Annotated in this window: 24 protein-coding genes, 1 other RNA gene and 1 pseudogene; 9 read left to right on the top strand and 17 right to left on the bottom strand. The window is 51.4% G+C overall.

Features of this window, described 5'->3' with window-relative positions:
• Positions 1-50: 50 nt before the first annotated feature.
• A complete protein-coding gene (locus AC4ANK_RS06425; protein WP_460382697.1) occupies positions 51-800 on the bottom strand; it encodes an IS5 family transposase in 750 nt (249 codons plus the stop codon).
• Positions 801-964: 164 nt separating this feature from the next.
• Between AC4ANK_RS06425 and recN the strand changes: the two genes are divergently transcribed.
• Positions 965-2,638 (top strand): DNA repair protein RecN, encoded by a 1,674-nt coding sequence (gene recN, locus AC4ANK_RS06420; protein WP_002555141.1) that lies wholly within the window; start codon positions 965-967, stop codon positions 2,636-2,638.
• Positions 2,639-2,700: 62 nt separating this feature from the next.
• Here recN and fur read toward each other — a convergent pair whose 3' ends face one another.
• Positions 2,701-3,108 carry a ferric iron uptake transcriptional regulator gene (gene fur, locus AC4ANK_RS06415; protein ID WP_002555142.1) on the bottom strand — a complete coding sequence of 136 codons (408 nt, stop codon included), beginning with the start codon at positions 3,106-3,108 and terminating at the stop codon, positions 2,701-2,703.
• A 98-nt stretch (positions 3,109-3,206) separates the two neighbouring features.
• Between fur and AC4ANK_RS06410 the strand changes: the two genes are divergently transcribed.
• Positions 3,207-3,728 carry an outer membrane protein assembly factor BamE gene (locus AC4ANK_RS06410; RefSeq protein ID WP_002555143.1) on the top strand — a complete coding sequence of 174 codons (522 nt, stop codon included), beginning with the start codon at positions 3,207-3,209 and terminating at the stop codon, positions 3,726-3,728.
• Between the two features lie 64 nt (positions 3,729-3,792).
• Here the strand turns inward: AC4ANK_RS06410 and AC4ANK_RS06405 are convergent, their stop codons facing one another.
• The 3 genes from AC4ANK_RS06405 to AC4ANK_RS06395 are packed head-to-tail and all read right to left on the bottom strand — an operon-like array spanning position 3,793 to position 5,945.
• Entirely contained in the window at positions 3,793-4,107 is a 315-nt protein-coding gene (locus AC4ANK_RS06405; RefSeq protein ID WP_002555144.1) for an RnfH family protein, read from the bottom strand.
• Positions 4,100-4,534 (bottom strand): type II toxin-antitoxin system RatA family toxin, encoded by a 435-nt coding sequence (locus tag AC4ANK_RS06400; protein WP_004656689.1) that lies wholly within the window; start codon positions 4,532-4,534, stop codon positions 4,100-4,102. The genes AC4ANK_RS06405 and AC4ANK_RS06400 overlap by 8 nt, the downstream gene beginning before the upstream one ends.
• Positions 4,535-4,541: 7 nt before the next feature.
• Positions 4,542-5,945, bottom strand: coding sequence for a sodium-dependent transporter (locus AC4ANK_RS06395; RefSeq protein WP_029240803.1), 1,404 nt, complete (start codon positions 5,943-5,945; stop codon positions 4,542-4,544).
• A gap of 113 nt (positions 5,946-6,058) precedes the next feature.
• Here AC4ANK_RS06395 and smpB point away from each other — a divergent pair, with 113 nt between their 5' ends.
• The 5 genes from smpB (at position 6,059) to AC4ANK_RS06370 (ending at position 9,998) form a co-directional block, all read left to right on the top strand.
• Complete coding sequence (gene smpB, locus AC4ANK_RS06390) at positions 6,059-6,541, top strand: SsrA-binding protein SmpB (protein WP_002555146.1); 483 nt, start codon at positions 6,059-6,061, stop codon at positions 6,539-6,541.
• 288 nt (positions 6,542-6,829) lie between these two features.
• Positions 6,830-7,114 (top strand): PA2433 domain-containing protein, encoded by a 285-nt coding sequence (locus tag AC4ANK_RS06385; RefSeq protein ID WP_002555147.1) that lies wholly within the window; start codon positions 6,830-6,832, stop codon positions 7,112-7,114.
• 111 nt (positions 7,115-7,225) lie between these two features.
• Positions 7,226-7,613, top strand: a transfer-messenger RNA (tmRNA) gene (ssrA, locus tag AC4ANK_RS06380).
• Between the two features lie 182 nt (positions 7,614-7,795).
• Complete coding sequence (locus tag AC4ANK_RS06375) at positions 7,796-9,040, top strand: integrase domain-containing protein (RefSeq protein WP_460383360.1); 1,245 nt, start codon at positions 7,796-7,798, stop codon at positions 9,038-9,040.
• Positions 9,041-9,281: 241 nt separating this feature from the next.
• A complete protein-coding gene (locus AC4ANK_RS06370; protein WP_460383362.1) occupies positions 9,282-9,998 on the top strand; it encodes a hypothetical protein in 717 nt (238 codons plus the stop codon).
• 42 nt (positions 9,999-10,040) lie between these two features.
• On the opposite strand, the gene AC4ANK_RS06365 is transcribed toward AC4ANK_RS06370, so the two are convergent.
• The 3 genes from AC4ANK_RS06365 to AC4ANK_RS06355 all read right to left on the bottom strand — a co-directional run bounded on the left by AC4ANK_RS06365 (position 10,041) and on the right by AC4ANK_RS06355 (position 12,521).
• Positions 10,041-11,114 carry a YagK/YfjJ domain-containing protein gene (locus AC4ANK_RS06365; RefSeq protein WP_460383364.1) on the bottom strand — a complete coding sequence of 358 codons (1,074 nt, stop codon included), beginning with the start codon at positions 11,112-11,114 and terminating at the stop codon, positions 10,041-10,043.
• A 238-nt stretch (positions 11,115-11,352) separates the two neighbouring features.
• The gene (locus AC4ANK_RS06360; RefSeq protein WP_460383366.1) at positions 11,353-11,568 is read right to left on the bottom strand and encodes a helix-turn-helix transcriptional regulator; all 216 of its coding nucleotides are present in this window, start codon (positions 11,566-11,568) and stop codon (positions 11,353-11,355) included.
• Between the two features lie 707 nt (positions 11,569-12,275).
• Entirely contained in the window at positions 12,276-12,521 is a 246-nt protein-coding gene (locus AC4ANK_RS06355; RefSeq protein WP_460383368.1) for a helix-turn-helix domain-containing protein, read from the bottom strand.
• Between the two features lie 76 nt (positions 12,522-12,597).
• Between AC4ANK_RS06355 and AC4ANK_RS06350 the strand changes: the two genes are divergently transcribed.
• A complete protein-coding gene (locus AC4ANK_RS06350; protein WP_460383370.1) occupies positions 12,598-12,945 on the top strand; it encodes a hypothetical protein in 348 nt (115 codons plus the stop codon).
• 491 nt (positions 12,946-13,436) lie between these two features.
• A complete protein-coding gene (locus AC4ANK_RS06345) occupies positions 13,437-14,405 on the top strand; it encodes a DUF932 domain-containing protein (protein WP_460383372.1) in 969 nt (322 codons plus the stop codon).
• A gap of 400 nt (positions 14,406-14,805) precedes the next feature.
• On the opposite strand, the gene AC4ANK_RS06340 is transcribed toward AC4ANK_RS06345, so the two are convergent.
• The 9 genes and pseudogenes from AC4ANK_RS06340 to AC4ANK_RS06300 form a co-directional block, all read right to left on the bottom strand.
• Positions 14,806-16,542 (bottom strand): DUF2326 domain-containing protein, encoded by a 1,737-nt coding sequence (locus AC4ANK_RS06340; protein ID WP_460383374.1) that lies wholly within the window; start codon positions 16,540-16,542, stop codon positions 14,806-14,808.
• Entirely contained in the window at positions 16,533-16,793 is a 261-nt protein-coding gene (locus AC4ANK_RS06335; protein WP_460383376.1) for an ABC-three component system middle component 6, read from the bottom strand. The genes AC4ANK_RS06340 and AC4ANK_RS06335 overlap by 10 nt, the downstream gene beginning before the upstream one ends.
• Positions 16,777-17,736, bottom strand: a complete 960-nt coding sequence (locus AC4ANK_RS06330) for an ABC-three component system protein (protein WP_460383377.1) — start codon at positions 17,734-17,736, stop codon at positions 16,777-16,779. Before AC4ANK_RS06330 ends, AC4ANK_RS06335 begins: the two co-directional genes overlap by 17 nt.
• Positions 17,737-17,929: 193 nt before the next feature.
• Positions 17,930-20,614: a TnsA endonuclease N-terminal domain-containing protein gene (locus tag AC4ANK_RS06325; protein ID WP_460383379.1), complete on the bottom strand. Its 2,685-nt coding sequence runs from the start codon at positions 20,612-20,614 to the stop codon at positions 17,930-17,932.
• Positions 20,604-21,533 (bottom strand): annotated as a pseudogene (locus AC4ANK_RS06320) (DNA methyltransferase); the annotation flags it as partial. The pseudogene AC4ANK_RS06320 and the gene AC4ANK_RS06325, both read right to left, overlap by 11 nt.
• Positions 21,534-21,589: 56 nt before the next feature.
• Positions 21,590-22,399: an IS21-like element ISPsy4 family helper ATPase IstB gene (gene istB / locus AC4ANK_RS06315; RefSeq protein ID WP_460383172.1), complete on the bottom strand. Its 810-nt coding sequence runs from the start codon at positions 22,397-22,399 to the stop codon at positions 21,590-21,592.
• Complete coding sequence (istA, locus tag AC4ANK_RS06310; protein ID WP_460383174.1) at positions 22,396-23,418, bottom strand: IS21-like element ISPsy4 family transposase; 1,023 nt, start codon at positions 23,416-23,418, stop codon at positions 22,396-22,398. The genes istB and istA overlap by 4 nt, the downstream gene beginning before the upstream one ends.
• A 67-nt stretch (positions 23,419-23,485) precedes the next feature.
• The gene (locus tag AC4ANK_RS06305; RefSeq protein WP_460383381.1) at positions 23,486-24,523 is read right to left on the bottom strand and encodes a DNA methyltransferase; all 1,038 of its coding nucleotides are present in this window, start codon (positions 24,521-24,523) and stop codon (positions 23,486-23,488) included.
• Positions 24,523-26,202: a RecB family exonuclease gene (locus tag AC4ANK_RS06300; RefSeq protein ID WP_460383383.1), complete on the bottom strand. Its 1,680-nt coding sequence runs from the start codon at positions 26,200-26,202 to the stop codon at positions 24,523-24,525. Before AC4ANK_RS06300 ends, AC4ANK_RS06305 begins: the two co-directional genes overlap by 1 nt.
• Between the last annotated feature and the right edge of the window lie 72 nt (positions 26,203-26,274).

Raw genomic sequence — 26,274 nt, 5'->3', positions numbered from 1 at the left:
ACTAAAAACCACTGCAAACCGATCAAATCGAGCTAGGGTCTGTTCCCGTTTCACATTGGCAGCCACAGAAAAGCGCAGGCCATTGCTATGACGCTTTCATAGTTTCTCTTGAGTTTGTCGAACCGAGAAGCCGCCGCCCGGAAATGCTTCAACCGGGCAAAGGCGTTTTCTACGAGATGTCGATTGCGATATAACCCTTTGTCCAGATCTGCGTTCCCTTTCAGAGAATTGCGCTTTCGTGGAATCACCACTTTGCTGCCTTGCTGCTCGACCTGAGCGCGTATCGCTTCAGTGTCGTAGCCCTTGTCCGCAATGATCACTTCTGCATTGGGCATCTTGGCAATCAACGAGGCCGCCTGCGAACAATCATTGGTCTGGCCTCCGGTCACGTCAAATGCAATGGGCAGCCCACAAGCGTCTACAGCCAGGTGAATCTTGCTGGTGTTACCGGCTCGGCTTTTTCCGATGGCCTGGTCCTGCGTGCTGGCAGCACCTGCACTGTGCTGATGAGCCTTTACATAACTGCCATCAATGAAAACCCACTCCATGTCAGGATCGGTCATCAGCACCTCAAGCACCTTGACCCACTTGCCTGAAGCAGACCAGGCATTGAACCGCTTGTAGACCTTGCTCCAGTTTCCAAACGCTTTCGGCAGGTCTCGCCAAGGGCAACCCACACGCATGCGGTACAGCATGCCTTCAACCGTGGTGCGCAAATCTCGCTTGTTGTAGATCGATTCGTGCAGCAAAATTTCTCGAAGCTTCGGCCAGTGCTCATCACTGAGCATTAATCGGGGCATTGCAGGCTCGTATTGGTGTTGTGTGAGAACTCCAACAATACGGGCCTGTTCTCATAGAGATCAATGGGTTACGTCGAAACGGGAACAGACCCTAAGCGAAGGCATTGTCAGCAACAAATAAAACACTGTATAAATAACCAGACAAACAGCCCGGGAGCCGCTCAATGCTGGTGCACCTTTCCGTACACAATTACGCCATTGTCGAACACCTAGACCTTGAACTGGATCGAGGCATGAGCGTCATCACCGGCGAAACCGGCGCTGGCAAGTCGATCATGCTCGACGCCCTGGGTCTGACCCTGGGCGACCGTGCCGACAGCGGCGTGGTCCGGCCGGGTGCCGACAAGGCCGATATCCTGGCCACATTCGACCTGGGCGACATTCCCGAGGCACAGACCTGGCTCAAAGAGCGCGACCTGGACAACGACGGCCCCTGCATCCTGCGCCGGGTCATTACCGCCGAAGGTCGGTCACGCTCGTACATCAATGGCTCGCCCTGCCCTCAGGGAGATTTGAAGGCACTGGGTGAACTGCTCATTGATATCCACAGCCAGCATGAGCACCAGTCGCTGCTCAAGACCGACACCCACCGACGCCTGCTGGACGAATACGCTGGCGCTACCGAGCTGGCCCGTCAGGTCCATCTCGCCGCACAGCGCTGGCGGCAGACGCGACAAGAGCTGGAGCGCCTTTCCAATTCAGGGGACGAGCAGCGCGCACGCCATCAACTGCTCAGCTATCAGCTCGAAGAGCTGGAAAGCCTGAGCCTGGGCGAAAACGAGCTTGAACAGCTCGAGCAGGAACACAAAGACCTGACCAACGCCGAAAGCCTGCTGAGCATTTGCCGACAAGTGGTCGAGCAGTGCAGTGAAAGCGATTCCGGCAACGTGCTCAATGCCCTGACTGCCAGCCTGCATCGGCTGGGCAGCGTCGACCATTCGCCGTCCGCACTGAGCGAGGCCACTGGTTTGCTGTCCAGCGCGCAGATACAGGTAGAAGAAGCGGTAGGCGAACTGAACCGTTTTCTGGATCACTTCGATGCCGACCCGGCCAGACTGCAACAGCTTGAAGAGCGTCTTGATGCAATCTATACACTGGCGCGCAAGCACCGCATTCAGCCAGGTGAAGTGGCCACGCTGCAGCAAAAGCTGCTGGATGAAATAGAAACACTGAATGCCAATGATGAATCCATCGAACGCCTGGAGCACGAAGTGCAGGCATTTGCCCGGCACTATCAGGAGAAGGCCCGCGAACTGAGCGACCTGCGCCGCAATTCGGCAACTACACTGGCCAGCGCCGTAGAGCAGGAAATTCATCGACTGGGCATGCCCGGCGGTCGTTTCCAGATCGACCTCAAAGCTAACGCCAACGTAGAACCGTCGCCTCATGGGCTTGAGCAGGTAGAGCTACTGGTCAGCGCCAACCCCGGCCAACCACTGAAAGCGCTGGCCAAAGTCGCGTCGGGTGGCGAGCTGTCGCGTATCAGCCTTGCGATTCAGGTCATTACTGCACAAACCTCGCGGGTGCCGACGCTGGTATTCGACGAAGTCGATGTGGGCATTGGCGGGCCGACCGCCGAGATCGTGGGGCAATTGCTGCGTCGTCTGGGCGAGCGCGGGCAAGTCATGACCGTCACCCACCTGCCGCAGGTTGCCGCGCAGGGCCATCAGCATCTGTTTGTGCACAAGGTCCGCGACAACGACGCCACGCGTACGGCGGTTTCCAAACTCAGCAAGACCGAGCGCATAGAAGAAGTGGCCCGAATGCTGGGGGGCATCGACCTGACCAAGGAGTCTCTGGCGCACGCCAAAAAGATGGTCGTTACCGCTAAAAGCTGAACCGCAGAAAGCACAAAGGCGACCCGGGGTCGCCTTTGGTGCTGGTTTTTACGCCGTCTGGCTTACGCCTTCTTGTTGCGGACGTAGAGCACCAGATTGTGGTCAACCAGGTCAAAGCCGTGTCTTTCGACAATAGCCTTTTGAAGCTTCTCGATTTCTTCGTCGAAGAACTCGATTACCTCACCTGATTCCACGTTGACCATGTGGTCGTGATGGCCGCCATCAGCCAGCTCAAACACAGCATGACCGCCGTCGAAATTGTGGCGCACCACTAATCCAGCGGCTTCAAACTGGGTCAGAACACGGTAAACCGTGGCCAGGCCGACGTCCTCGCTTGCCTCCATAAGCGCCTTGTAGACATCCTCGGCACTCATGTGGCGCTGCTCGGCAGAATCGAGCATTTGGAGTATTTTAACCCTTGGTAGGGTTACCTTTAGTCCTGCTTTACGTAGTTCGCTATTTTCAACCATGGTCAGCTTTCTCGCAGACGCTGCTTCGCAGCTTCTCTTAATGCAGGTATGATCGGGGTTTACGTTGTCCCAGCCAAGATAGTGGAAGTCGCCCACCGATGCAAAACACCAAGCTCTTGCTAACCAGTTTCACCTTCGTGGGACTGCTCGCACTCGCCGGTTGTTCATTCCCCGGGGTTTACAAAATCGACATCCAGCAGGGTAATGTCGTCACGCAGGACATGATAGACCAGTTACGCCCCGGAATGACCCGACGGCAAGTACGGTTTATCATGGGCAACCCCCTGTTGACCGACACTTTCCACTCCGATCGGTGGGATTACCTGTACAGCCTGCAGCCAGGTGGCGGTGAACGCCAGCAGGAGCGTGTCAGCCTTATATTCAACGGCAATGACCAGCTTGTAAGCCTGTCTGGCGACTTCATGCCCGGTGTCAGCCGCGATGAAGCCATTCTCGGCAAAGGCAGCGATACCACTGTCCCGGCAGAGAATCAGCCGGTGCAGAAGCCTGAAGAGCCGGCCAAGCCAGGTTCGTTGCTGGACAAGATCCAGAAAGACGTGGACAGCGTCGAGACCGTACCTGTCCCGACCCAAGAGCCTCTGGACACCAACTCTCGTTAGTCCTCAGCGCTCAACAAAAAGCCCGGCATGCCGGGCTTTTTTGTGCCTTTCGTTCAGTCAGCGTTCAGCCGGGAAGCGTCCGTTTCTCCCGTGCCCTGGCGGCACGCAGACGCCTGATCTCCATGGGATCGGCCAACAGCGGACGATAGATCTCGATTCGCTCACCCGCCTCCAGCACCCGCGTGGAAGGATCAGCCACAACCTTGCCGAAGATGCCAACGGCACACTGCGCCAGATCAAGCTCGGGAAACTCCCTGTCCATGCCACTGAGAGCCAGTGCCTGACGCACCGAAGAGCCTGCCGGAACATCCAGCGTCATTAACACCTGACGCTGCACAGAGGCGTACACCACCTCAATCTGAATCACTGCTTCAGCCATGCAGCTCTTTCGCTCGCTGACAGAACGCATCCACCAGCGTATTGGCCGCCTGATTGAACAGCGGCCCGAGGGTGGCGCGAACGATAGAGCCGGCATAATCGAAGGACAGATCCAGGCTGATCTTGCAGGCCTTCTCGCCCAGCGGCTTGAATGTCCAGACGCCATGAAACTGCTCGAATGGCCCCTCAACCAGGTCCATCACGATCGACTCGCCTGGGGTAAGCGTGTTGCGCGTCATGAACTTCTGGCTCAGACCGCCCTTGGCAATTTCCAGGCTGGCGCGCATCTGCGCTTCGCTGGACTCCAGCACGGTAGCGGAAGAGCACCACGGCAGAAACTCGGGATAACGAGCCACATCATTGACCAGGTCATAAAGGAACCCGGCCGGGTACGGCAGTAAAGCAGAGCGTTGTATATGCGTAGTCATGTGAGCGTCATTTCCAGAGCTGAGCGGCAAACACCACAAGAATGCCGAGCGGCGCCACGTAGCGCATCAAAAAAAACGTCAGGTTGAAGAGCAACGGACTGCGAATCGACAACTCGTCACGCACCGTCTCACGGCTCATCACCCAACCAGCGAATACCACAAAACACAACCCACCCAACGGCAACATGATCCGCGAAGTGAAGAAATCAATGACTCCAAAGAAGTCCAGGCCAGTCGATGCGCCCCACTGGTAGAGGTGGAATACACCTCCATCGTTCACGAAAAACTTGGCTTTTTGCCAGATATTGAACGAGAACACCGTTCCCAGCCCTACAAACCAGCAGGTAAATGCCAGCCAGAACGTCACCCAGGCGCGGCGAATACGGGTGCGCTCAACCAGATAGGCAACCATGGGTTCAAGCAGCGAAATCGCCGAGCTCCAGGCCGCTACAGCCACCAGCACGAAGAACACGACGCCCATCAACTGCCCGAATGCCACGTTGCCGAACGCGTATGGCAACGTTACAAACATCAGGCCCGGCCCCTCACTCGGGTTCAGGCCAGCAGCAAAAACGATAGGGAACAGCGCAAGGCCCGCCAGCAGCGAAACAAAGGTGTCGAGCAACGCGATACCGACGACCGTGGTGCTGATAGACGCGCCCTTGGTCATGTAAGCGCCGTAGACCATGATCGAGCCGACACCGACGCTCAGGGAAAAGAACGCATGCCCCATCGCGGGCAGCAAGCCGTCCAACACCTTGTCGGGATTGAAGTCGAACATGAAATGCACGCCTTCCATGAAGTGCCCGGTGGTCAGGCTATAGCCCAACAGCGCCAGCATCAGCAGGAACAGCATCGGCATCATGATGCGCAGGCTCTTCTCCAGACCGGCCTCGACACCCTTGCCGATCACCACCGCCGAAAGCAGCATGAAAATGGTGTGCCACAGAATAAGACGCCATGGGTCGGCAATCACCGCGCCGAAATAGGCACCGACCTGATCCGGCGAAACACCCTGAAAATCGCCGCGCCCCATGTCGATGATGTAATCCAGCGACCAGCCGCCCACCACACTATAAAAGGAGAGAATCAGCAAAGCCGTGATCATTCCGGCAAAAGCCCCCCATGACCACCGCGCCGAATGCCCCGCCTCCAGCGCCAGCGTCTTGAGCGCATTCGCAGGACTGAGTCGGGAACGACGGCCAATCAGCGTCTCGGCGATCATCACCGGAATGCCGATCAGCGCGATGCACGCCAGAAACACCAGTACAAATGCACCGCCGCCATAGGCACCGACCATGTACGGAAATTTCCATATGCTGCCCAGCCCCACGGCAGAACCTGTGGCAGCCAGGATGAACACCCAGCGGCTTGCCCAGCTACCGTGGACTGAAACCTTGTCCGTCGACATTATCGAAACGCCCAGCCAAAAAAGATCGCGCATTGTCCGGGATTCAACCTTTGTGCTCAAGCACGCGCTTTCCCATAGCCGACATTGATGCAACTCCCTATAATGCGCCCCCTATGGCTAAGCTCAAGAAAAACCCTACAGGGACCATCGCGCAAAATAAAAAGGCGCGTCACGATTACTTCATCGAACACAAGTTCGAGGCCGGTCTGGTCCTGGCTGGCTGGGAAGTAAAAAGCCTGCGTGCCACCAAGGTACAGCTGGTCGACAGTTACGTGCTGCTCAAGGATGGCGAGGCCTGGCTGATGGGTTGCCACATCACGCCTCTCAAGACTGCCAGCACGCACGTCATCGCTGACCCGACACGCACCCGAAAACTGCTGCTGAACAAGCGCGAGCTCGAAAAGCTCACCAGCTCGGTTCAACAGAAAGGCTATGCCTGCGTGGCCCTTTCCGTTTACTGGAAGGAGCACTTGATCAAGTGCGAAATCGCGCTGGGTAAAGGTAAAAAGGAATACGACAAGCGCCACACCGAGCGTGAACGCGACTCGGACCGTGAGCTGCAGCGTGCCGTGCGTTCCAAGGGCAAGGACGACTAACTCCTTGCCTGTGCCGAATGCCTTGAACGGGCATTTGGCACCGCGCACCTTCAATCCATCCGCCTCTCATCCACCCCGCACAATCACAACCCCAACGCGAAGATCGCCCCACTTTGGTGCCTTAACCGCCCAATGTGGCTTTTTCGCATCTGTCTGAAAATAAAATAGAACGCCTGCGCTACAGCACAGTCAATCCTTTAGGCCCTGAACATGAACGGGCTTTCAAACCCTCGGGCGACGGCCTCAACGACCGGCCATACCGAGTCCACAGGTTATAAGGAGAGACACATGATGCGTACCGCCCTCACTGGATTGTTCCTCAGCGCCGCCCTGTTGGCTTCGCCGGTTTTTGCCGCCGATGATTTGTGCGCTGCAAACATCAAAACGATCGAAAATGCTCAGGTTTCTTCCGGCACCAACCTGAGCCCGGAAAACAAGACAATGCTAGAAACCACTGAGAAAAACGCCAAAGCGGCTCAAGCTCAGAACGACGAGAAAAAATGCGTCGAAATCACCACCAAGGTGATCACCTCGCTGAAAAACACCGGCTCAGGCAGCGAAGGCACCAAGTAACCCCCCTCGATCAGGCCCGCCACCCGGCTAGCCTGATCGATTGCAGCAAACGGGTCGACGTGACACGCCAATCGGCGTACACTGCGGCCCAGCGATTGCGAAAGCAGTCTCGGGGCCGATTTGGATTCGACGCCGGTGATGAAACTTTAGGTGCATGCCGAGTTGGTAACAGAACTCGTAAATCCACTGTTGCAACTTTCTATAGTTGCCAATGACGAAAACTACGGTGCTCAACTAGCTGCGTAAGCAGCCTAGCCGCACTTCTGGTAGCTTCGGCTCCAGCAATCATCAGGGGATGTCTGTAAACCCAAAATGATTGTCATATAGAACAGAATCGCCGTGCAGTACGCTGTGGACGAATCGGCTAAAACTTACACAGCTCGCCCAAAGCACCCTGCCCGTCGGGTCGCTGAGGGTTAACTTAATAGACACGGCTACGCATGTAGTACCGACAGCGGAGTACTGGCGGACGGGGGTTCAAATCCCCCCGGCTCCACCACTTTTACATCTAAAGACGTCCAAGGGCGTCTTTTTTTGTGCCTGAAATCCAGTAAATACAGGAGTTTAAGGTCCAAAGGGGTCCGATGGTGTCTGAGCTCATCCTACAATTCGTGTATTCCACGTGGTATTCCAAGCCCACGACTGCTATTTTTTGGAATACACGCAGTATCGGAGATTCTCATGGGTGCCCAAGCTACGCGGCTTTCAGATGTCAAAGTCAAAGCAGCGAAACCAAAGGAAAAAGACTACATCCTCACCGACGGCGACGGCCTTCAGATGAGAGTGAGAGCCAATGGCTCAAAGCTGTGGAATTTTAACTACATTCACCCAGTAACCAAAAAGCGGATCAATATGGGGCTGGGTACGTTTCCGGAGGTGAGTTTGGCCCAAGCCAGGAAACGGACGGTCGAGGCCAGGGAGCTGGTGGCGCAGGGGCTCGATCCGAAAGCGAAGCGTGACGAAGATCGTCAAACATTAAGAGCGACTACGGAACATACCTTTAAAAACGTAGCAACTGCATGGTTCGAGCTTAAGAAAGACTCGGTTACTACTGCTTATGCTGAAGACATCTGGCGGTCGCTCACGCTGCACCTCTTTCCCGACTTGGCCGCTACCCCGATCTCAGGGATCACTGCTCCGGCGGTCATCAAATTGCTTAGGCCACTTGAGACCAAAGGCAGCCTTGAAACCGTGAAGCGACTGAGCCAGCGCCTGAACGAAATCATGACTTATGGGGTGAATTCCGGCTTGATTCACTCGAACCCCCTCAGCGGGATTCGCTCCGTATTTAAGAAACCAAAAAAGAAAAACATGGCGGCACTTGCGCCCGATGAGCTGAAAGAACTCATGGTTACAGTTGCCAATGCCAGCATAAAAAGGACTACTCGCTGTCTGATCGAATGGCAGCTTCACACCATGACTCGTCCGGCGGAGGCAGCTACAGCACGCTGGGAAGACATCGACGTAGAGAAGAAGATCTGGACAATACCGCCAGAGCGAATGAAAAAGCGGCGCACACACATCATCCCGCTCACGGAACAGACTCTGGGGCTCCTGCACGCGATAAAGCCGCTTAGTGGGCACCGCGAGTATGTCTTCCCGGCTGATCGCAATCCCCGTACCCACTGCAACAGCCAAACAGCGAACATGGCTCTGAAGCGTATGGGGTTCGAAGGCCGTCTGGTTAGCCACGGCATGCGCTCGATGGCCAGTACCATCCTCAACGAACACGGGTGGGATGCTGAACTAATCGAGGTCGCGCTGGCTCACGTGGACAAAGATGAGGTGCGCAGCGCCTATAACCGGGCTGATTACATCGAACGCCGAAGGCCAATGATGAAATGGTGGAGCGAGCATATTCAGGAAGCTGCTATCGGAAGCCTTTCGATGTCCGCGATCAATGACAATCTGGATATAGCCCGGTAACGCAGTAACTTCGGCGGTGCATTACATCAATTGCGCGGGACTTTCCAGGCATAGTTGCCGGTCTTAAATTGGGACTAGGCGCGTAAATCCCCATCATTCTCACCAAGGTTGTAAGATAGCGCTAGCGTATGACGAGCGAGACCAGACTGAAGTTGTCTATTCGCTAACCGCCGTCATTAATAAACGACGCTTAATCATGTATAACTAGGCTAGGCTAGGCTCTTAACGAAGTGGACCAATAATGACCGAACTTAACAAGCTTCCACGTGACAGCTTTTTCCCAAACATTCCTAGAGGACTAGCAGATACCATCCAGTGGCAATATGAAAAGCTACAAGAAGTAAGCCTCGCCATTAATGACCCTGAGAATCTCGATAAGTACCTAGACAAGCTTACTCAAGAAATCGAGAGTGGTGTTTTCACTCAAGATACCTTAGCAGACATAAATGCTGATGCAATATTTTCTAAAAATATAATAGTCCGTTATCAAGCTCTGTTTAAAAAATCTTCCGTCGCATTCATATATGCGAAAAAGAAGGTTCATAAAGTTCAAGAGACGGCGGTGTGGCCGCTGCTATGCAACGTTAGCTACCTGATAGCAACAGCGGAATCAGCCGCAGGTATAGTTCATCAGGAACAAGAAGCTCAACGAGTCTTAAAAAATGGAGAACCGGGTAGGCAAAAAGGCGGCAAAGCAACTAGCGAATTATATCGTCCGATTCGTGATCGCATGATTGAACTGCTGAGAGATCGTAAGCCTATTGGAGGATGGCGCACTAAGAAGCAAGCTGTCGAGGCAATCCATGAAGATTTAAAAGCATTTATATCGAACGCTCCCGAGCTAAAGGTCGTAATTTCTGACGTTTATGAGACAGCAGACAAGTGGCTAAAAAGCACAGGAAACCCGGAAATAATTGAGGCTTACAAAGCGAATGCTGCACCTGCAAAAGTAAAATGAGAGATCAGAAATAAGAATGGCGCCCTAATTAGGGCGCCATTTTTATTTCTCTCTTGGACGACCGCGATTAGATTTAACTTTAGGGATTTCAGCTCCTTTCCCGAAAGCCCTTCCTTTCCCAGGTATCGCAGACCGAATATAGTAGTCAGCCTTGACCAGATAACTCGCTGCTTTTTTTAAATTGGCCATTAGCTCTGGAGAGCTGTGTGGTATTTCTCCTATCCCACATTCCCGATAGCCACTCTTGTTCGCATTACAGTTCCAAAATCTCCCTTTCCCTCCTGTAACTACATCTTCCCAATGACGACCAATTCGCCATCCGGCGTTAATATCTCCACGAACCTTAGAGGCATCTAGAAATATCAGCATGTGGTAGTGAAACGTGTTCATCAAACCGTACTCGAGCTTCCAAACGAATCCGACGAAAGAGCCTTTATATAAACGCTTCCTCAAGTCACTAATTAAAACCTCTCGATGCCTGACCGCCTCTTCGTACTTTATAGGTGCATCACTATCAAGACCATGCTCTCGCCCATACTCCAAATCGACGCGAATTACACGGAGTTTAGATTTGTGGTAAAACAGCTTATCTATAAAAGCATTAAGACTTGCTTGGTTCTTATTTGAGTTCCTAGCGTGATGCCGAATTTCCTTCACAAACGCCTGCGCTTTAGCTGCCTGGCGAACATTATCAACAAATTGATTCAGCTTTACCGCAGAGCTCTCTGATTCTTCCTCGCTAATAGGATGAAGCAGTTTATTTTCCTCTAGGAGATTCAGTTCAAGAGCCTGGACTTGCTTTTTGAAGATTCCAAAGTACGGATTCAGTTCGCTATATGGAAATAGGGTGTCGAATTTGTCATAGTCAATGCTTATTGCTGCTTTAATAGAGGCCGCCAACGACTTGACTTTACGGTCCTGCTTAATTCCTTTCTTGGACGTATTGAACAACGTGCCACTTGAACCAGCTATCAGCTTTGTTGCTGCAACAACATTCGCTAGGTCCCCGATCGCATTTATAGCATTCGATAAGTCTTGGGACGTTTTATCAGAAGTAACCGACTCTAACAGGAGGTCGTCAATATGGGAATTCAGGATTTCTTCTGGGGTTAGCATTTTCTTGTTTCAATGTAATGATCGGATAAGAAGCCATCACCCCTTTGAAGGGTGAGCACTCCACGACATCAAAACCATACACCTTCAGGTGCTTATCCCTACAGGGTAATAACATAAGATCCTAAATTCGAAATATGAATAATCGTACCAACAAGCAATATTCCGCCAGCAAGACACAAACAATTCAACATAGCTATAAAAAATCAAAACTAAAGTTAGTACCTAGCGCCCTCCAACGCTACTGGCTAAAACGTTGCTTCAACCATTCAGTGATAGCAGATTCAAACCAGCCAATAGCAGATGCGCCTAACTTCACAGGACGGGGAAACGTGCTATCGAAGCGAGGTGAATTTGGGTCCATGCGATCGTAGATCGTGGAGCGACTAAGGCCAATCCGGTCCTGGACCTGACGCAGGCGCAGTATCTTCAAAACGTCGCCAGTGGCAGCTTTCATGTCTGTCTCCTATAGGCCGCAAGTTGGGTGTGTTTCCAGCTTATGCGACTGTCCTACCGGAGCGTAGCCAAGCGCTGCCGTGTATTTTTTTACCGCAGCGAACCAATCGCGCAGCCCAACCTGGAGCGCTGTCATCCATCGGTGTCGACGTGGCCTCTGCCAGAGCACTCCAGCTCGCAAAATTGGTTCCTACCTCCCCTAAAGTTAGATCCTTAGCCCGCCAACCTGGGCCTACGCTGGTAATCCCAGCTGAGAAGCCAGCCTAGAAAAAATTGGACATATATCACCCATCTGAGAGCTGGCAATTTCATTTGAATTAGCAAACCACCGCTTTCACGACCAATCAAAACATCACCTAAGGGTATAAAAAATGATTTGTTCAAGCTGCGATTCCACTCACGTGAAAACGAAGAACTACGGGAAAAAGGTAGGGGGTGCTGTAGGGGGCGTCACGGGCGCCGTTGGAGGCTTGACCGGCGCAATGAGCGGTGCCGAAGCAGGAGCGCTTATCGGCTCATTCGCGGGTCCTATCGGACTGACGTTAGGGTCAGTAGCTGGCGCTATCTTTGGCGGGCTGTTGGGCGGGGCAGCGGGCGGGGTCGCAGGAGCGAAGTTGGGCCAGGCCGTCGACGAAGAAGTGCTTGATAACTTCGAATGCTTGGATTGCGGCTTCTGCTTCAGCAGCCGTGTATAGCCCAATTCAGAGCCTACAGTCCTGCATCGTTCAGCAAATCCGAAGGCTTGCAGGCCAAGGATTCTGCGATCTTAACGATATTCAGGAACGTGACGTTCCTTTCCCCTCGTTCAATCTTCCCCATGTGGGACCGGTCAATCCCCGCAAGATCGGCGAGCGCCTCTTGAGAGAGGCACAGGACGTTGCGTCGAGCACGCACCGCTACCCCGAACCGGGCCAGGTTAGCATCTTCGTCGCGCGCACCGGAGACTCTTGTCATGGCGACGATGGTGTAGATATGATGCCTATACGGCCACGGTATTTACGACCCATTTTGAGCCGTCTTAAGGAGTAATGTGAAAAAGGTACTTTCTTTTATCGTGATAGGTTTCCTCGCGGCGAGTGGTGCAAATGCCTCAAGCCATGTTGGCCAATGCGTATTCCCGAAAACCAAAATCCTACCCAACGGCAATCTGTCGTTTGTACATGCCATCGACATCTCTGATCAGCCGTCACCACAGGCAGCTATCAAGCCGCTTGTTTCAATGGAGGCTTATCAAATCAGCGCTGAAGAGAAAGGCTTTATTAAGCTCGTTACGGTTCCGGACTATTCGCTGGCCGACCCACAGGTCAACGCTGGAAAAATCGTAGGGTGGGGAAAGATTCGTGACTTTGACTTCCAAGCACAACGTAATTGCAACTAACACGTACGACCGCCGCACTTATCAGACTTCTTTTGGGTCTAGACCAATCTCGGAGAGACGATGAGACCTATATTCGGTCCTTTGCTATTGACCACGCTAATGTCCATATCGGCTTGCTCAAAAGCGGATAAACTACCACTCGAAATATCTGTTGGCGAAATGCAAGGCGTCCCAACGATAGTGGTCACCTCAGTCGCTGACAAAGTAAAATTGCTGGGATACACAATAAACAGGGGCAATTGCATCGGCAGATCTGTTTATCAAATGCCGGTAGACATTCTGTTCGGCGGCGAGTTAAAAATATTTGCTAATGGCGGCTGCAATATTCGGGAAGTTACTCTAACCACAGATACTGGCGAGTTTACGTATTCGAATTAACACTTAAATACGACCCGCTCCAGCCCCCAATAATTGTACCAAGCGGCGCGGTAATTACTCACAAGAGGCCAGACTATATGTCTGGCCTTTTTTATGTCTGTCGGGAGAAAATAATGTCGCACCTAATTGCAAATATGGCGTACACCGGAGCTACCCCATGGCACGGCCTTGGAAACAGACTATCCGAAAAACAACCTATTGAAGTATGGCAGCGTGAAGCAGGCATGGACTGGAAAATTCAGGACAGTCCAGTCCATTTCAAGTCCAACAGCGTCGGTGTTGTAGGGTCGATTCATACCTACCCTGAACAGAAAGTACTTTACCGCTCAGACACTAAGGCGCCGTTGTCAGTGGTTTCTCAGCGCTACCAGGTCGTGCAGCCGCGTGAGGTATTGGAGTTTTACAGGGATCTTACCGAAGTCTCAGGCTACGAATTGGAAACTGCTGGAGTGCTAAAAGGCGGTCGTAAGTTCTGGGCTTTGGCCCGTACTGGACAAGGTGCGACATTGAAGGGTACCGACCAGGTGAATTGTTATTTGCTTCTAGCCACCTCCTGTGATGGTACCTTGGCTACAACCGCAACGCCTACCACCGTGCGTGTAGTTTGCAATAACACCCTGGCCATCGCCCTAGATAGTAGCCCTTCTGCAATCAAAGTCCCGCATAATACTCGCTTCGATCCGCAGGCAGTAAAGAAGCAACTGGGCGTCGCAGTCTCTCAGTGGGACGAGTTCATGTACCGCATGCAAGCATTGGCGGAACGCAAGGTGCAATGGCATGAGGCTATCGGCTTTTTCATGAATGTGCTTTGTGGCACTGCACCAGAAAAAACCATACCAGAAGTGATACCTAATGAGCGTGCTCTTCGTAGAGTACAGAACCTCTACGAGGGTGCTGGAAGAGGTGCAACCATGCCTTCCGCTAACGGTACGGCTTGGGGTCTTCTGAATGCGGTGACGGAATATATTGACCACGAACGCCGAGCTAGAAGCACTGAGTATCGGATAGACTCTGCATGGTTCGGACAAGGGGCGTCCCTCAAGCAACGAGCGCTTTCCGCTGCATTACAACTGGTGGCGTGATGAAGACAATAAACTTTTCAGCAATCTCACAATAAACGACAAAGGCATTTGCAATCAGAAGCAAAGTTCGCAACAAAAACATCAAGTGTGGTGCTTCCGGATGAGCTCTCTTCCGGAAGCCATCGCCTTTACTACAAATACCAAACAATTAAAGGCAGAGTACGGGCCACCATGATCATTATTTTTCATCAAATCCGCCTCGGATGGATGATCCATCGCCATGCACGAATTTTACCGGTTTATTCAACGCCAAAAAACGCTGCTTAACCCTATCACTCAGCACCGCTCAAACCAAAACCTAACAATAACAGACACTTAGAGCTGTAGCCCTGATACGATAAATACCATTAGGGCGGTCGCTATTTTTTTAAACACAATCATCCTAAGGACAGACAAAAAATTACTGATAATGCATATCCACCTGAAGCCCTAAAAGCTTACCCTCAGGGCCATCATCGCTTAGTTTCAGAACAATACTTTCAGAAAGCTCTTGCTTTTGTTGCTCGGACAGTTCTGGAAGGATTGTATCAATCTGGTCTTCATTGACAGTCGCTATATATTGGAAGCCATATTGTTTAGATAGCTGCATCGCCACCTGAAACAGAACTGCACGCTGCCTTGGATCGATATCACTAAAGAGACGGCTATCATGCCAAATAAACCGTACATTGTGATTTGCTCGTAATATCGCTACAGTTAAGTCATAGCAAAAAAGCTTAACGGCATTTATACCATCTGATCCATCAGCTTCAATACGGACATCAAAATCGTAGCGAATCTTATTGTCCCCAGAATTGTTATTCAAAACAATTCCAGCGGGAGCTTCCGGATAAAACCGTTTTGCGAGCTTCGAAAATACCGAGAGTTTTTCACGGCGCTCAACATCAGTATCATCAAGATATGTATTTGTTTTTATATTTTGTTCGGCCAACGATATTTTGACCTGAGCAGCTTCCTCTCTACTCTGATGTAGCAGTTGTTGATAGTCCATTAGCTTATGTAGTTTTGCTTTAACATCCGATAGCTGAGCGCTGACTGCAGCATATTGATCTAACGCTCGTTTATCTGAAAGATAAGAGAGCTTCTGATCAAGACCTAGACTTTTTACCTTAATGTCAGAATCAATACTACTCAACTCTAACTCTATACGGCTTCGCTCTTGGCTGAGGCGGGCGACGCGGTTTTTTATAATACTTTTATGGAACGCTTCGACTTCCGCAAGGCTTTTTAAAGCTTCAGGCTTGAATGCACTGAGCAGCTCCCCATAGACGCTCTTGATAGTCTCGAGTGGGATATCATTTCGAGTTTCCAAGCTTCGAATTATATTTTTTATCGCGTTCTCTGCAATCACCCGCCGATTCTTAAGCTCCCTTAACTCAGCTGCGAGTTGGTTCGCCCATTTTTCAATATCGTAAAAGTCATCCGCAACGGTGAATTTTTCTAAATCACTAGAGAGTCTTGCAACTTGCTCTTCGAGGAAACCAGACTGCAATGACGCATCTTTGTTACCGGTGTAATACTCTTTGATAAATGGGTCTGCCTTGAAATTCTTCTCAAAAAGCTCAAGCTGCGTCTGCCGAGATCTAAGCTGGAATTTTTTCTCAATCAGAGAAACGTCTACACCTAATAGAAAAAGATTCCTCAAAAGGACAGTATAGGGTTCCCTATCAGAAGTCGTAATTCTAGGGTCATTGTAATCAGACTTTGCACGTCTAATAAAACGTGAAACAAGCGCTCTAAACGTGAGCTGGCTACTGCTGATGGAGTCCGAAAACTGGAACGTATTCCTGGCCAAAAAATCCGTGTAGCTTTTTAACTTTAGAGCCTTACCATCAATGTAAACTTCTCCTTGCTTACTAGTTGACCTGACAATCTGTACCTGACGCTCCCCCAACAATGTAATCAGGGTGAATTCCCACCCGGGCAAGTGCTCCTTGAACGCCTTGCTTGTACTTCCTCCTAGGCAGAAATGAATTATTTCTACAAGAAGCGATTTGCCTACTCCGTTATAAGACTTTGTATCATCATCTAGATGCAGAGGATCCCTACGCGAGCCGACCACTAAAGACGCACCGGCTTCATTAAACTTTACGCGCTTGAAGCTAGAGCGATTAGCATACAGCTCAATTAAGCGCATATAGAAACATCCACTTCCCGCCGTTCAAGCTCACCATATTCATTAATACTCACTACTCCAATGGCATATAGAGCATCAATCGCGAGAACTAAATTTTCGAAATTTTGATAAGACGGATAGTTTTTTGAATCTCGCTCAAACACTCGCCACACTTGATCAACAGTCATAGGTTCGGATAGCTTCGCCAGTACAAATGACCCAAGACCGAGAAGCGACTCAGCAAAAGTGATGTGTTTAGCTGGCAAAAACATTTTTTGGCTCCTCGAAAATATCACACGTTTCGAAATATTTAGACATAAGCACCAGCGCTGCATCCTTTCTCAGTCGGTCAACCGAAGGGGAAGGATGGTGCGGTGCTATCTTCTCTAAGATGTAGGCGAATCGCAAGTCACCAGCGGAGCTTCCGGCGGACGCGGAGGGAACGGAAATAACGCTCTCAGCATAGTACGCTGCCAATGAGTCTCGTAAAGTCTGCTTTGCAAAATCACTGTTTTTAGAAAAATAATCGTCTATCTGCCAGACTTCCCGCTGCTTAGCTCTAAGCCAATCGCCATTATGCTCCAGATCATTAAAAACAATTTTCTCGTCAAAGTCTGGGCTTATCAGCTTCGAATTCCTGCTGAAGGGTGAAGGAGTTTCAAGTATGTGTTTAATTACGCCAGCTAAGACTGTGTAGTCTAGGTAGTCGGAGCTATCAATATTTGGAATGCCTCCAACAACCATAAAAATCATATCTTCATCTAGCTTGATGAATTCATCTTCTAGATGGCTACTCAAGAAACATTCAGCTACAGCTAGCCCATGAACGACCTTAAGATTCGCTAGAACCTTTTCGATCTCTAATATGGTGCCGCCATACTTATCATTGAGAACAAAAAAGTACTCTCTTGGCACGCAAAATCCCCCCCAATATGGAAGTAATTTTTTCGCGAAATCGGTATGAACTTTTTTGATCGCCGCAGACTTACTAGCTTTTACATTTTCTGGCGCGAATACCTGATAATACCGCCCTATATCAGGCTCATAGGCATCATTCCCACGATCTCCCTGGTTACCGTATGGTTTTACCTTTCGGAAACGAGGCCTTGCATACCCCATGATCTGACCGAAAAGGTTCTCATACTCAAAACCGTCCGAGCGATAAACTTTCAGCTGAAACATAGTCCTAGCAAGCTGCTTACGCTGGGGGGTCATATGCCGTGCCTTGCTAGATGATGAGGTTTTAGAATAGAACGCAGCTCATTTTTCTTACGCTGCGGCATCCACTGATTATCACACTGACCGTCGCGCAAGGACAGCCTGATACCTGCACCATGGGAGAAAACGCTGACCTAGGACCTCGTATGGTAGCTCTAGGTCAGCGTATCTGCTTGTTAGCCGTCTGTGACTACAGCAACGCCCTGAAGTGGCGCTTGTCCGCATCCGATGACTTCAGAATGCGGTATTCCATTCCGCTAGCGACTGCGATCTGCTGGGCGAAATCTTTCTTCGCCTGCACCACGGCGTCCTCGATTTGGTAGTCAGCCTTTACCTCGACGATCACGTATTTAAGGCTGCCGTCCGGCTCCTCTCGCTGAAAGATAAAATCCGGGTAGTAGCTGCGGACCGTACGCGAATCGGGATCGATGTACTGAATGAAAAAATCGGATTGCCCGTGGGTCAGCATCCCGGTGAAGTAGAGCTTCTTCACACGCTGCTCACGTAAGAGGTCCCAAAATAGCCAGTTTTCCGACCCAGAGTCGAAGCAATAAGTATCGAGGTGGAAGCTTTTGGCACGTTCGACTTCGCTAATTTTTGGATCCTCACGCCGCACGATCTTATCCTTAGCTGCAGTCATTTCGTAGTAGCCACTGATCGGCACTTTAATTAGATCAATCTCCCGCTCCTCCGTTTCCTGGGTTTCATCCAGATCGTAAAGTAGTCGAAACAGACGGGGAATGATTTCGTCATAAAGAAGCTCGTTGAAATGGTTGGTCATAACTACCAACTCGTCAGTGCCTTCTTTGGTCGAGCCTAGCAGTTCCTCGATCTCCAACGGGCTACGATTTAGATAACGCGACACCTCAGCTACCAGAGTGATGGACGAGAAAGTGCGCTTCTCGCGGCGTACCGTCAGGTCAAAGGTGCGGCTACCCGACGCACGAGCAGCATCGGCGGCAGTCAAACCATCCTGCTGCGTCTCGATCAACCGGTACTTTTCAATGAGTGTATTCCAGCCTTCCTTATCGCCACGATCTAGGCCCAATGCTTGACCGGGGATTAATTTTTTCTCCCTAACTTGAAACTGCTTTCGAACGCGCACCAGTTTTATTTTTACCGGCGGTTCAGTCACGCGCACTTCTACCCTCTCTTTGTCACTACCTGTCTTTTGCAACTCATCGGCGCTGATTCGGAAATTCTGCTGCAACTCGTCATTCAGGATGTTTAGGTTTTCTTTAGATAAGAAAACATGTCCGGTGTGCTGAGCTTCGCCAATAGAGCGCAAACAGCGCATCGTCGCTTGCAATACAAACACCTTCGACTTAGGTGCCCGAAATAGTCCTACACCAAATAACGAACGACAGTTCCAACCCTCCCGCCCTTTATTCACTAAAAGGATAAACTGCTTTTCGGAGCTTTCAGTATCGAGCCGGTTAAACTCGCGAATATCGTCGTTGTTAGTTAGCTTATTGTCACCAACGTTGATCAGAATACGCGAAGTCGGAATACCGTGTTTCAGCAACGCGCGTTCGACAGCAGGCTTTAACTCGCTAGTCAGCTCATCGACGGTCGCTGCAAAAAAGGCCAGCTTAGGCAATAGGCCCTCTGGGCGGAGATCAACTGTCTCCCTAAGGAAAGCTTCTATGGCGATGCCTACAAACTCGTCCGTGCGAGTATTCGCATAGCCATGCAGCATCACTTTCTTGAGGTAGCCTTTGTCGACGGCCTCTTTCAGACCATACGCGTATACCACCTCGGGAAGTACCTCGTTCCCGACGTAAGGAGTACCAGTATAGTTGTAACAAGCAACGACCCTCGTGCCTGCTGCATTAAGGCTGGCTGCGAGTATGTCAATAGTAGTGCGCAGGCTGGTGTCGGCTTCTTTGGCCCCAACACCCATATCCTTAGCGAGCGCCTTGCCAAAGGCGTGGTGTGCCTCATCCACATAAATCCCGAGTTGCTCCAGTCGACGTAGCTTCTCAAAACGCTGGTTAGTGGTGAGTTCGCCTTCTTCCTCAGGCTGATCAAAATTGTATAAGTCTGCAGCATCAGCGTAAACACCCGTAGCAGCCAGAGTTTCACCGGTTTTGCCAAACAACTTATCGACAGAGTTCTTTTCCTTGTGCTTGCGCTTAAGGATAATCTTTTGCGTATTCGAGACAATTATGTTGAATCGCGAACGGTCCAGAGTATCTAGAGATGAGCCGGCCTCTTCAAGATAGTGGAATCGCAAATGCATGGTCAGGAAATTTACATATTCTGGCGGTACCACTCGAGTGAGGTCGAAGGACTCAATCTCCTTCAAAGATTGAAGAACAGTCTTATCCGGTGCAAACACTAGAGCGTTGTGGCAATAGCGCGCATCTTTTTCAAACTTGTTACCCAGCAAAAACTCATAAAAGATGCAGGTCGCCATCAAAATTGTTTTGCCAGTACCCATCGTCAGCGCGAATATATAATTCGGGTAGACACGGGAGTTCTTCCGCATTGCCGTGAAAACGGACTTATACTGATCTTGAGTAATCTTGTCGAAAAGTCCCACTTGTCCTGAGTTACCGGTCGCAACCCCGCCCTCTGTGCGATCTGCAAAACGGCCTTGCTTTTGGAACCACTGTTGAAAAATTTCCTCGACCTTGGCGTTACCTAAGAATTCCTTGAGGAAAACGTAGATTTCTAGTGCCTCGAACTGTGGCTGTCGCAAAAAAGCTTTAGGATTTCTTTCCGGATTATTAAAATCGAGAAACTTACGAGTGAGCTCTTTATAGTTCTGGCGGACGACACCGCGGTTGGCTTGGTAGAACTGCCATAGAAACTGAAAGAAAGCGAAGTCTAATGACGCGCTCACAGTCTTAACTGCACGCTTAACCGCCATGACTGATGCTCCCTTCCCAAGACTCCGAAAGTAGATCGGTGATCTTCACGCGAATGGTGCCTGCGTCCTCCGGCACTTTATAAGACCCCTTAACTAGCTCGTTCTTGCCCGGAACGTCTACCACCGTTGGCTGCAACACCGCACCGTCGTAGTTCCAGTCAATTAGTACTGACTCTGCCAGCTCTTTCCAATCGACCACAGACTCTTTCTGCAGCGAGAGCTTCTGCAACAGATTCATTGGATAGAACTTCTCAAGGATCAGTTCCCCCCCTTTTAAGGCGATCTGTGCCTGCGAATCACGTTTGAACTCTAGGTTAGCCTTATCACGTAGTATATCCACCACCTCCACTTCGATCTTGAAGGGCTTTGCGGCTATTTCTAGTTGAGCGGCTAAGTCCCGCTCGTGCCCCATGCAGACGAGCGTTATTTTCTCGACCGGTCGATTCGGACTTTCGTTTTGCTTTCGCTCCCAGGCTTTGTAATCGAATCCCGCAATTAGCTCATTCAAATCCGCACGAGTGGCGATACGGTTGACGGGCATGATCTTGACCATAAACCCGTCTTTTTCACCGTCGAAAACGGTACTGAACTGCAACTTCTGCACCTCCAATGCCTCGATCAGAAGTTCTTTGGCCTGAACTGGATTTCGGAAGATGTCGTAGTGATTGACGTTATAGGTCTCAAACCCTGTGAAATATTTAGTTTCGGGATCAAGCGACTTCTGACGCAGGCCATTAGCAACAGTGATGAGACGTTTGGTTGTTGTCTGAATGGATCCTAAATTAATGTCTACCCCAATAAATCGACGTCCAAGCTTCATAGCTGCAGCTTGGGTCGTACCTGACCCCATGAAACAGTCAAGTACCAAGTCACCGGGATTCGAAGCAGCCCGAACAATCCGCTCAACTAATGATTCAGGCTTCTGTGTGTCAACGCCAACTAAAAAGTGACCCCCTTCCGTGCTAAATCGCCAACTTAGTTTTGACCCCCCTCGGGTTCATATTTTCGAGCCGGTTCGGCCCGAGACGATTTGATTCCTGCTTTGCGCTTGTCCTTGAGTCGATAGCTTTCACCTGTCATCTGCACGATATGGGCATGATGTAACAGCCTGTCCAGCATGGCCGCTGTCAGTGTTTGATCATCCGCAAAGGTTCCGGCCCACTGGGTAAACGGCAAGTTACTCGTGAGGATCAGGCTGCCTTGCTCGTAGCGCTTGGCGACAACATTGAAGAACAGGTTGGCTTCATCACGACCAAACGGCAGGTAACCGATTTCATCGATGACCAACAACCCGGGGGCCATCACCACACGACTGAAGTATTCCTTGAGCCGTTCCTGGCGGTGCGCAGCGGTCAGTTGCAGCATCAAGTCAGCCGCAGTGACGAAGCGGGTTTTGATACCGGCCATCACTGCCCGGTAGGCCAGGGCGATGGCCAGGTGGCTCTTGCCTACACCACTAGGCCCCAGGAACACGATGTTCTCGGTACGCCCAACAAAACTCAATGCTGCCAGCTCCTGGAGCTGTGCCCGGGGGACGCCGGTGGCAAACGCGAAGTCGTATTGCTCCAGCGTTTTCACGGCGGGCAGCGCGGCAGTTTTCAGCAGGGCCTGTCGAGAGCGTTCACTTCGGGCATCGGTCTCGGCAGCCAGCAGCTTTTCGAGGAAGTCGGCAAAGCTGTCTTCGCCGCTTGCTGCTTGTTGGGCAAGGTGCGGCCAGTCCACCCCGACGCGCTCAAGCTTTAGCCCCTTGCATAGTTCTGTCAGGCGAGCATGTTGAAGGTTCATGCTCTCACCTCCAGCAGTTGCTCATAAACCGACAGCGGATGCTGCAAGCTCTCGTACGGCAGGACCCGCCCCAGGCGTAGGCCTTGGGCGGGTTGTGGGCGCAGGCTCTGTGTTGGCAGTGGTAATAGTACCTGCTGCTCTTCGGCCAGACGTACCGCTGGTTGAACACCCGTCGTGCCGTGAATCCGCTGATGAGCGACTTCGTCGAGCCATTGGCCGATATGTGCGTTGGCCGTCACCACATCCAGCGTCAGACCCGCACTCTTGAGCGTAGCGGCCAACGGGGTAATGAAACTGCCCTTCAGATACCCGTTGAAGCGCTCAACCTTGCCCTTGGTCTGGGCACGGTAAGGGCGGCAGACCTTGGGAATAAAACCAAACTCATCGGCCAGCGCAGCCAATCGGGGATGCCAACGGTGCAGGCCCTCCCCAAAAGCGTCTCGCTCGGTGATGATGGTTCCGGCGTTATCAAACAATGCCTGCTCGGGCACGCCGCCAAAGTAAGCGAACGCCTCCCGAAGCCCTGTCAGCCAGGCTTCGCTGTCCTCTCGCTCGGAGAAACGGACAAAGCTTGCTCGACTAAAACCAAGTGTCGCCACGAACGCCTTAAGCGGCTGACGGCCTCGTCGAATGGTGGTGAAGTCCACCTGCATCTGCTTGCCGGGCAGAGTTTCGAAACGTACCACCGGCTCTTCTGCCTTACGTTTGAAGGGGCGAATATAAGCCTTCAGACGACTGACGCCGCCGCTGTACCCCAATGCCGTGATCTCACGCAGCAGGACGGTCGCCGGAATCCAGTGCGGGCGCGCTGCCTCAATACGCTCATGCAGGTAGTCCTTGAAGGGGTCGATTTTGCACGGACGTGCGGGTCTCACCTTGTCACTGGGTAGCGACCGGGCCTTTCGCAGGTACTTGCGCACGGTGTTACGCGAAATACCCAGCTCACGGGCGATGAATTTGATGCCATGGCCCTGACGGGCCAATACTTTAATTTCCACAGACTGCTCCTGGGTCAACATATTGGCAGCTCAAAGCCGCCAGTTTTACCCAGGGGGTCAATTCTAGGTTGGCGTTAGGGGGTCATTTTTACAGTGGCGGTGACATCTGTGTTGGGTATCCCACTGCCTCGACAGCTAAGTTGTGCAGCTTGTTGATATCTATCCATAGATCCTGAATTACCGTCCCTTCATGCTCGCTCTCATAGCGCTTAAGACGAGGAACCCCCCCCGACTTCGGATAATGGATGCGCCCCTCACGGTCATAAGCTTCCATTTTGGCCTTGGTCGTTGCCCATGTACGCCCTGCTGATGGCCAGACACCCTTCCACTCATATACCAGGTTTCCCCCGTCGCCGTGACGGGGCGCATCCATCGGGAGCCGGTTGTATCGCTCATTTCGCTCCGTATCGAACGAATCGAAAAATGTTTCGACGTACTCCTTATCAATTTTTTGAAGTACTTTGTTCCACGTGCGATCCGGAGACTTGGAAAAGTAATAAATAGTGTCGTGAATGCTTCCGCATCGCCCCGGATCGTTATGCGCAAAAGCCTTGCGCCAAATTATCTCGTTTACGAAGCGCTCCTTGCCGAAGATTTCCTCGAGGATGCAGCGTACAAAATGGGTTACTCCGGTTCCAACATGAACGAAAATTGCTCCCGTTTCTGAAAGAAGCTCCCGCAATAGAACCAGCCGCTCATAGAGAAATTGGAGATACTCATCGTTGTTCCAAATGTCAGTGTATTGCTTTTCCTCGAATGAGGACTGGTCGCCGACGGCCTTCTCGGACTTCAGTTGAATTGATTTTTTGTAATCTGCTTTTGAGTCGAAAGGCGGGTCGATATAGATCAGATCCACCTTGCCTCGGTATTCCTTGAGCAGATGACTCATCACCTGAAGGTTATCGCCCCAGTAAACCTTGTTGCGCCACCCGTCTACCTCTTCGCCGTGAATTTCTTTCAACTGCGCAGGGTAGTACTGAGTAGAAGAGAACGGGCGTTTACCGCGCCAGTTGAGCATCGGATAGCCCTTGATAGGCTCGAACTGATACTTCTCGACGTTGATGGATCCGTCATCAGGTGCAGACATCTGCAAACTCTGCTGCTCTGGAGTAATATTTTTAGTCACTAGTCGTTGTTCCTGAATTTCCAATTCTTGGTGTCGCAGTAGGCGCGCATGTCACAGCTCTGGCAGAGCTTGGCAGGACGCATAGCGATGCGGTAGTCCTGATGCTCGATGCGCGCAACGATGTCGTCGAACTGCGCGATGGTCTTTCCAATGGAGCGGTCGTCCTTGCTGAAAGAAACGTAGGGGTTGCCTCCGTCCTCACCTGTGTAATAGAGATGCATCCGACTCACCTTCTGGCCGGTGCGCTCCTCCACCAGGTGGGCATAGACCTCCAACTGGTGCCGGTACTGCTGGAGGCGGCTCCGATCCTTTTCCATGTCGGGCTTTTTCTCCGACTTGAAATCGATAATTTCAACCGTGTCATGCTCTCCCCGAATGAGGTCGACGCTGCCTTTAAGGATGTAATTATCCTTCACTAGCGAAATCTCGACCTCGGCCTCCTTGATGCGATCCCAATTTCCGCTTTCACGCTCGAAGTAGCGCATCACATGCAACAATGCCGCCTGCTGCGAGCTAGGGGCCAGGTATACGCGTTCCTTCTTCGAAATCTGGGCATAATTTCCCGAGAACCAGGAGGCAACGCGCTCTCGAGATAACGTACTTTCTTCGCCACGCAAAACAGTTTTGTGGATGTCTTCGATAGTTTGATGGACAAGTGTACCGAACAGCATCGGGCTTTCACGGATTGGCGCGAACTCCAGTTCCTTGAAGAAGCGATACTGTTCGGCGCAGTTTTCGAACACGGTGATGTGAGAGGTGAACGAGTACTCGCGCTTGAGACTAATCTGCTTGACCTCCTCGTAGCTGAGGGACTCGAGATCAACATCACGCCAGCTTGGCAGCTCGTAGAACAACCGCTCGAAATATTTGGACGGAGATTTACCGTGCCCTTGCTTTTCTTGAGTCGCCAACACCAGCAGATTCTGCGCGCGGGAGAATGCGGTATAAAACAGCCTCCAAAAATCAAAGTTTTTGATGTGATCGAGAGGTTCAAAACGTTTCTTCGAGAGGTAACCTCCGTCTTCTAGCAGCACATCTAGCGCGCTGTATTGCTTCCGTGGCACCGCCTCCAGGGATCCGCAGATCACCACAGGGAACTCCAGCCCCTTGGATTGATGAATAGTGAGGAAAGATACGCAGCCCTTAGGCGCGTACTCTGTCTCGTCCTCATACTCGCCAATACCTCCATCCACCAGAAAGCGTAGAAACTGGTTGAACAAGTCACGGATGTTCTTCTCCAGCCATTCCGGGTTGAGCACACTGACGAAATGTAGGTACTCAAACTTCATGAGCAGCTTGGAAAATGTACCGAGGTTGCGCGCTGAGCGGCCTTTATCCACCCCTCGAACTGCATCTTCGGAGAGAAAGTGTGCAAATAGGGGGAACTGGAGCAGCTGATAAAACAGGCCAGAGAATGCATAGTCGGTGTTCTGGGTCAACGCCGCATGGCGTTTGGCCAACGGGCGAGCCCAATCCAACAGAGGCTTATTCTCCGGCTTTCGCAGTTCCGTGATAAAGGCTGCGAAACACTGTCGATCGTAGTATTCCCAGATTGGTAGAGTGATACCTTCTGCCCACGCCCGCACCTTGGGGAACTGCGGAAACAGAAAGATCAGCGCGCCGATCATTAGGCGGATTTCTTCACGCGCGAAAAACATGTTTGAGCGCGGCGAGAACACGGGCACACCTTGGGAATCTCCGAACAAGTCCCGGTTATGCGAAAATCGCCTGACCACCTGATCCGAGCCTCC

The organism is Pseudomonas sp. Pmew2, assembly GCF_058129885.1.
This window is presented reverse-complemented; position numbering and strand designations above follow the sequence as displayed.

Coding starts and splice junctions, on each gene's coding strand:
- AC4ANK_RS06425 (WP_460382697.1), bottom strand. CDS start 800: ATGCCCCGATTAATGCTCAGTGATGAGCACTGGCCGAAGCTTCGAGAA.
- recN (WP_002555141.1), top strand. CDS start 965: ATGCTGGTGCACCTTTCCGTACACAATTACGCCATTGTCGAACACCTA.
- fur (WP_002555142.1), bottom strand. CDS start 3,108: ATGGTTGAAAATAGCGAACTACGTAAAGCAGGACTAAAGGTAACCCTA.
- AC4ANK_RS06410 (WP_002555143.1), top strand. CDS start 3,207: ATGCAAAACACCAAGCTCTTGCTAACCAGTTTCACCTTCGTGGGACTG.
- AC4ANK_RS06405 (WP_002555144.1), bottom strand. CDS start 4,107: ATGGCTGAAGCAGTGATTCAGATTGAGGTGGTGTACGCCTCTGTGCAG.
- AC4ANK_RS06400 (WP_004656689.1), bottom strand. CDS start 4,534: ATGACTACGCATATACAACGCTCTGCTTTACTGCCGTACCCGGCCGGG.
- AC4ANK_RS06395 (WP_029240803.1), bottom strand. CDS start 5,945: ATGTCGACGGACAAGGTTTCAGTCCACGGTAGCTGGGCAAGCCGCTGG.
- smpB (WP_002555146.1), top strand. CDS start 6,059: ATGGCTAAGCTCAAGAAAAACCCTACAGGGACCATCGCGCAAAATAAA.
- AC4ANK_RS06385 (WP_002555147.1), top strand. CDS start 6,830: ATGATGCGTACCGCCCTCACTGGATTGTTCCTCAGCGCCGCCCTGTTG.
- AC4ANK_RS06375 (WP_460383360.1), top strand. CDS start 7,796: ATGGGTGCCCAAGCTACGCGGCTTTCAGATGTCAAAGTCAAAGCAGCG.
- AC4ANK_RS06370 (WP_460383362.1), top strand. CDS start 9,282: ATGACCGAACTTAACAAGCTTCCACGTGACAGCTTTTTCCCAAACATT.
- AC4ANK_RS06365 (WP_460383364.1), bottom strand. CDS start 11,114: ATGCTAACCCCAGAAGAAATCCTGAATTCCCATATTGACGACCTCCTG.
- AC4ANK_RS06360 (WP_460383366.1), bottom strand. CDS start 11,568: ATGAAAGCTGCCACTGGCGACGTTTTGAAGATACTGCGCCTGCGTCAG.
- AC4ANK_RS06355 (WP_460383368.1), bottom strand. CDS start 12,521: ATGACAAGAGTCTCCGGTGCGCGCGACGAAGATGCTAACCTGGCCCGG.
- AC4ANK_RS06345 (WP_460383372.1), top strand. CDS start 13,437: ATGTCGCACCTAATTGCAAATATGGCGTACACCGGAGCTACCCCATGG.
- AC4ANK_RS06340 (WP_460383374.1), bottom strand. CDS start 16,542: ATGCGCTTAATTGAGCTGTATGCTAATCGCTCTAGCTTCAAGCGCGTA.
- AC4ANK_RS06335 (WP_460383376.1), bottom strand. CDS start 16,793: ATGTTTTTGCCAGCTAAACACATCACTTTTGCTGAGTCGCTTCTCGGT.
- AC4ANK_RS06330 (WP_460383377.1), bottom strand. CDS start 17,736: ATGACCCCCCAGCGTAAGCAGCTTGCTAGGACTATGTTTCAGCTGAAA.
- AC4ANK_RS06325 (WP_460383379.1), bottom strand. CDS start 20,614: ATGGCGGTTAAGCGTGCAGTTAAGACTGTGAGCGCGTCATTAGACTTC.
- istB (WP_460383172.1), bottom strand. CDS start 22,399: ATGAACCTTCAACATGCTCGCCTGACAGAACTATGCAAGGGGCTAAAG.
- istA (WP_460383174.1), bottom strand. CDS start 23,418: ATGTTGACCCAGGAGCAGTCTGTGGAAATTAAAGTATTGGCCCGTCAG.